The following is a 4437-nucleotide window of genomic DNA, read 5'->3' on the forward strand; positions in this document are numbered from 1 at the left end:
GGCCCGTCGCCGTGGGGGCGCGGCACGCTCCTGGCCCGAAAGGACCAGGCCCAACCACCTGGAAGATCAGCGCACTTGGGGCGAACCGCCCGCACGGGTGACGCGTCTGGAACCGTTGAGGGGGCGTACCGCGAAAACCCTGCGGAACGGCTCCCGTGAGCGCAAAACTTGTCCGCACGACGTCACCACGGGGGGAGCGGCCATGTACAGCCGCGACACGGAAGCCGAAGCGTCCATCACAGAACGAGAGAACCCGCCCATGTGCCAGCACCAGCCGCCGTGCCCGACAGCCGACTCCGCCGACCGGGAATCCGCCCGTCTCGTGGCGCACCACCCCGAGCAGGGCTGGAGCCTCCTGTGCAACGGGGTCGTGCTGTTCGAGGACACCGGGGAGATCCTCCCCGACGGCCGCGTCATCGCCCCGCACCGGTTCACCACCGCCGTCTGAGAGAACGCCGCAGGGGCCGGCCACAGCGCCCGAGCGCTGTCACCGGCCCCGATCACCGCGCGCGGCGCGGCGGGCGGTTTACGCCGCTCAGTCGTCGTAAGCGTCCAGCGGCGGGCAGGAGCAGACCAGGTTCCGGTCGCCGAAGGCCTGGTCGATGCGCCGCACCGGCGGCCAGTACTTGTCCGTCACCGACACGCCGCCCGGGAACACGGCCGTCTCCCGCGGGTAGGCGTGCGTCCACTCACCGGCCAGCGCGCCGGCGGTGTGCGGCGCGTTGCCCAGCGGGTTGTCGTCGGCCGGCCACTCGCCCGACCCGACCTTCTCGATCTCCGCGCGGATGGCGATCATCGCCTCGACGAACCGGTCCAGCTCGGTCAGGTCCTCGGACTCGGTCGGCTCGATCATCAGGGTGCCGGCGACGGGGAACGACATCGTCGGGGCGTGGAACCCGTAGTCGATGAGGCGCTTGGCCACGTCGTCGACGCTGACGCCGGTGGCCTTGGTCAGCGGACGCAGGTCGATGATGCACTCGTGCGCCACCAGCCCGCCGGGGCCCGTGTACAGCACCGGGTAGTGCGGCTCCAGCCGCTTGGCGACGTAGTTGGCCGCCAGGACCGCCACCTGGGTGGCGCGCTTGAGGCCCTCGCCGCCCATCAGCCGGACGTACGCCCAGGAGATCGGCAGGATGCCCGCCGAGCCGAACGGGGCCGCCGAGATCGGGCCGACGCCCGTCTCGGGACCGGCGGCCGGCTGGAGCGGGTGGTTGGGCAGGTAGGGCGCGAGATGCGAGCGCACGGCCACCGGGCCGACGCCCGGGCCGCCGCCGCCGTGCGGGATGCAGAAGGTCTTGTGCAGGTTGAGGTGCGAGACGTCGCCGCCGAAGTGGCCCGGCTTGGCCAGCCCCACCAGCGCGTTCAGGTTGGCCCCGTCGACGTAGACCTGGCCGCCGGCCTCGTGGACCTGCGCGCAGATGTCGGCGACGTGCTCCTCGAAGACGCCGTGCGTCGACGGGTAGGTGATCATCAGCACCGACAGCTCGTCGCGGTGCTTCTCGATCTTCGCCCGCAGGTCCTCGACGTCGATCTCGCCGTCGTCGGCGGTCTTCACGACGACGACCTTCATGCCCGCCATGACCGCGCTGGCCGCGTTGGTGCCGTGCGCGGAGGACGGGATCAGGCAGACGGTGCGGCCCGTGTCGCCGTTGGCCCGGTGGTAGCCGCGGACCGCGAGGAGTCCGGCCAGCTCGCCCTGGGAGCCGGCGTTCGGCTGGAGCGAGACCTTGTCGTAGCCGGTGACCTCGGCGAGGCGGTCCTCCAGCTCGTGGATGAGCGACAGGTAGCCCTCGGCCTGCTCGGCCGGGGCGAAGGGGTGCAGCGCACCGAACTCGGGCCAGGTGACCGGCTCCATCTCGGTGGTCGCGTTGAGCTTCATGGTGCAGGAGCCCAGCGGGATCATGCCGCGGTCCAGCGCGTAGTCGCGGTCGGCGAGCCGGCGCAGGTAACGCAGCATGGCCGTCTCGGAGCGGTGCTGGTGGAACACCGGGTGGGTCAGGTAGGCGTCGGTGCGCAGCAGGTCCGCGGGCAGGCCGTCGGCGGCCGTGCCGTCCAGCGCCTCTATGTCGCCCTCGACGCCGAAGGCGGCCCAGACCTTCTCCAGCTGCTTGCGGCCGGTCGTCTCGTCGCAGGCGGCCGAGACGTGGTCGGCGTCGACCGGGCGGAGGTTGACCCCGAGCGCGCGGGCCGCGGCGACGACCTCGGCGGCACGCCCCTCGACCCGCGCGGTGACGGTGTCGAACCAGGCGTCGTTGACGATCTCCACGCCGCCGGCCTTCAGCCCCGCGGCGAGGACGTCGGCGTACCGGTGGGTGCGCTCGGCGATGCCCTTGAGTCCGTCGGGGCCGTGGTAGACGGCGTACATGCCGGCCATCACGGCGAGCAGGACCTGCGCGGTGCAGATGTTGCTGGTGGCCTTCTCCCGGCGGATGTGCTGCTCACGGGTCTGCAGCGCCAGGCGGTAGGCCTTGTTGCCGTCCGCGTCCTGCGAGACGCCGACCAGGCGGCCGGGCAGGTTGCGGGCGAACTGCTCGCGCACCGCCATGTAGCCGGCGTGCGGACCGCCGAAGCCCATCGGGACGCCGAACCGCTGGGTGGTGCCGACCGCGATGTCCGCGCCGAGCTCGCCGGGGGAGGTCAGCAGGGTCAGGGCCAGGAGGTCGGCGGCGACGGTGACGACCGCACCCAGCTCATGGGCCTGGTCGATCACCGGCTTGAGGTCGCGCACGGCGCCGGAGGCGCCCGGGTACTGGAGCAGCACGCCGTTGATGTCGCGCTCGGCGATCGCGGCGGGGATGCCCTGCGAGAGGTCGGCGACGACGACCTCGACGCCGGCCGGCACGGCGCGGGTCTCGATGACGGCGATGGTCTGCGGCAGCGCGTCCGCGTCGACCAGGAACAGCCCGTTCTTCTTCTTGCCGACGCGCCGGGACAGTGCCATCGCCTCGGCGGCCGCGGTGCCCTCGTCGAGCAGCGAGGCGCCGGAGGTCGGAAGACCGGTCAGGTCGGCGACCATCGTCTGGAAGTTCAGCAGCGCCTCGAGCCGCCCCTGCGAGATCTCCGGCTGGTACGGCGTGTACGCCGTGTACCAGGCCGGGTTCTCCATCACGTTGCGGAGGATCACCGGAGGCGTGAAGGTGCCGTAGTAGCCGAGGCCGATCATCGGGTCGAGGACCTGGTTGCGGTCGGCCAGCTCACGCAGCTCGGCGAGCACCTCGGCCTCGGTGCGCGCGCCCGGGAGGTCGAGGGCGTCGGCGTTCTTGATCACGTCGGGGACCGCGGCGGCGGTCAGCTCGTCGAGCGAGCCGTAGCCGACCTGCGCGAGCATCTTCGCGCGGGCGCCCTCGTCGGGGCCGATGTGGCGCTGCTCGAAGGGGATGCCCTGCTCCAGTACGGAGAGCGGGGTGCGAGGTGCGGTCATGGGCGGAGGCCTCCTGGTCTTGCGCGACCTTCAGGGGCACCACGGCGGTGGGGTGCCCGTCGGCCTCCCCCTCTGTCATCACGACCTGAGAGCTTCACCGGCCGCCCGAGGACGCCCGGCTTTCACCGTCGGTGAGAGCGGCGGACGTCCGGGGTCACCGGCGCCGCTCTGCTTTCCAGAGTGACCTCGTCCGCGCGGTACGGGGGCCTGAGAGATTCCGGGGAGGAGTTGCTCCTTCGGCGCCTCCGAACGCTCTCGGAGGACTCTCCCGCGCGGGGTCAGCAGCCACTGACCAGCCTACCAGCGAGGCCCTCGGCAAGGCCGTCGAGTGGCCGCCGCCCGGAAAGTGCACTTTGGTGGTGCCGACGGCTGTGCTGCGACCCGCGCCGCGACCAGAAGGAGGGAACGTGCAGACCGACATCGACCCCCGGAACCTGATCGGCCGCAAGGCGTACGACTGCGACGGCAACCGCATCGGCACCGTCGACGAGGTCTACCTCGACGACGCCACCGGTTCCCCCGAATGGGCGGCCGTGCGGACCGGACTCTTCGGCCGCGACGTGTTCGTCCCGCTGGAGACCAGCGAGCTGGTCGACGGCTCCCTCCGCGTCCCCTACGGCCGTGCCCACATCAAGGACGCCCCCGGCTACGGCGTCGGCCGCCACCTCTCCCCCGAACAGGAACTCTCCCTCTACCGCCACTACGGCTTCGACGTCGAACCCCCGGCTCCGCTCCCCGACCGCGACTTCGGCCGCCTGGCGGACCCGGAGGAGATCTGACCCCCGCGGCACCCCCGTCGCCGGCGAGGGGCGTCGGGGGCGCCCGGGAAGACACCCGGTGGAGCGTCCGGTGAGGGTGCGGACGCCGGGCAGCGCCCAACGCCTCCAGCCACCGCCGGAGCACACCTGTCCGGGAGCGTCCTCGGGAAAGCACGCGCCGGCACAACGTCCACAGCCGGCCTCACGGCCACGCACGGCGCCCCACCCCGGCCACGACCGGGCCGCGACCCGCGCCCC

3 protein-coding genes and 1 riboswitch are annotated in these 4437 nt (G+C 72.4%); of the genes, 2 read left to right on the top strand and 1 reads right to left on the bottom strand.

Going from position 1 to position 4437, the window contains the following annotated elements; translation table 11 throughout:
* Positions 1-259 precede the first annotated feature (259 nt).
* Positions 260-448, top strand: a complete 189-nt coding sequence (locus HW445_RS19660; protein ID WP_151772049.1) for a DUF5999 family protein — start codon at positions 260-262, stop codon at positions 446-448.
* Positions 449-535: 87 nt separating this feature from the next.
* Here HW445_RS19660 and gcvP read toward each other — a convergent pair whose 3' ends face one another.
* Complete coding sequence (gene gcvP, locus HW445_RS19665; protein ID WP_180222304.1) at positions 536-3421, bottom strand: aminomethyl-transferring glycine dehydrogenase; 2886 nt, start codon at positions 3419-3421, stop codon at positions 536-538.
* Between the two features lie 185 nt (positions 3422-3606).
* A riboswitch (glycine riboswitch) is annotated at positions 3607-3702 on the bottom strand.
* 126 nt (positions 3703-3828) lie between these two features.
* On the opposite strand from gcvP, the gene HW445_RS19670 reads away from it, so the two are divergent.
* A complete protein-coding gene (locus HW445_RS19670) occupies positions 3829-4200 on the top strand; it encodes a PRC-barrel domain-containing protein (protein WP_180222305.1) in 372 nt (123 codons plus the stop codon).
* The last annotated feature ends 237 nt before the right edge of the window (positions 4201-4437 follow it).

Source organism: Streptomyces sp. UH6 (assembly GCF_013421635.1).
GTDB classification, from domain to species: domain Bacteria; phylum Actinomycetota; class Actinomycetes; order Streptomycetales; family Streptomycetaceae; genus Streptomyces; species Streptomyces abyssomicinicus.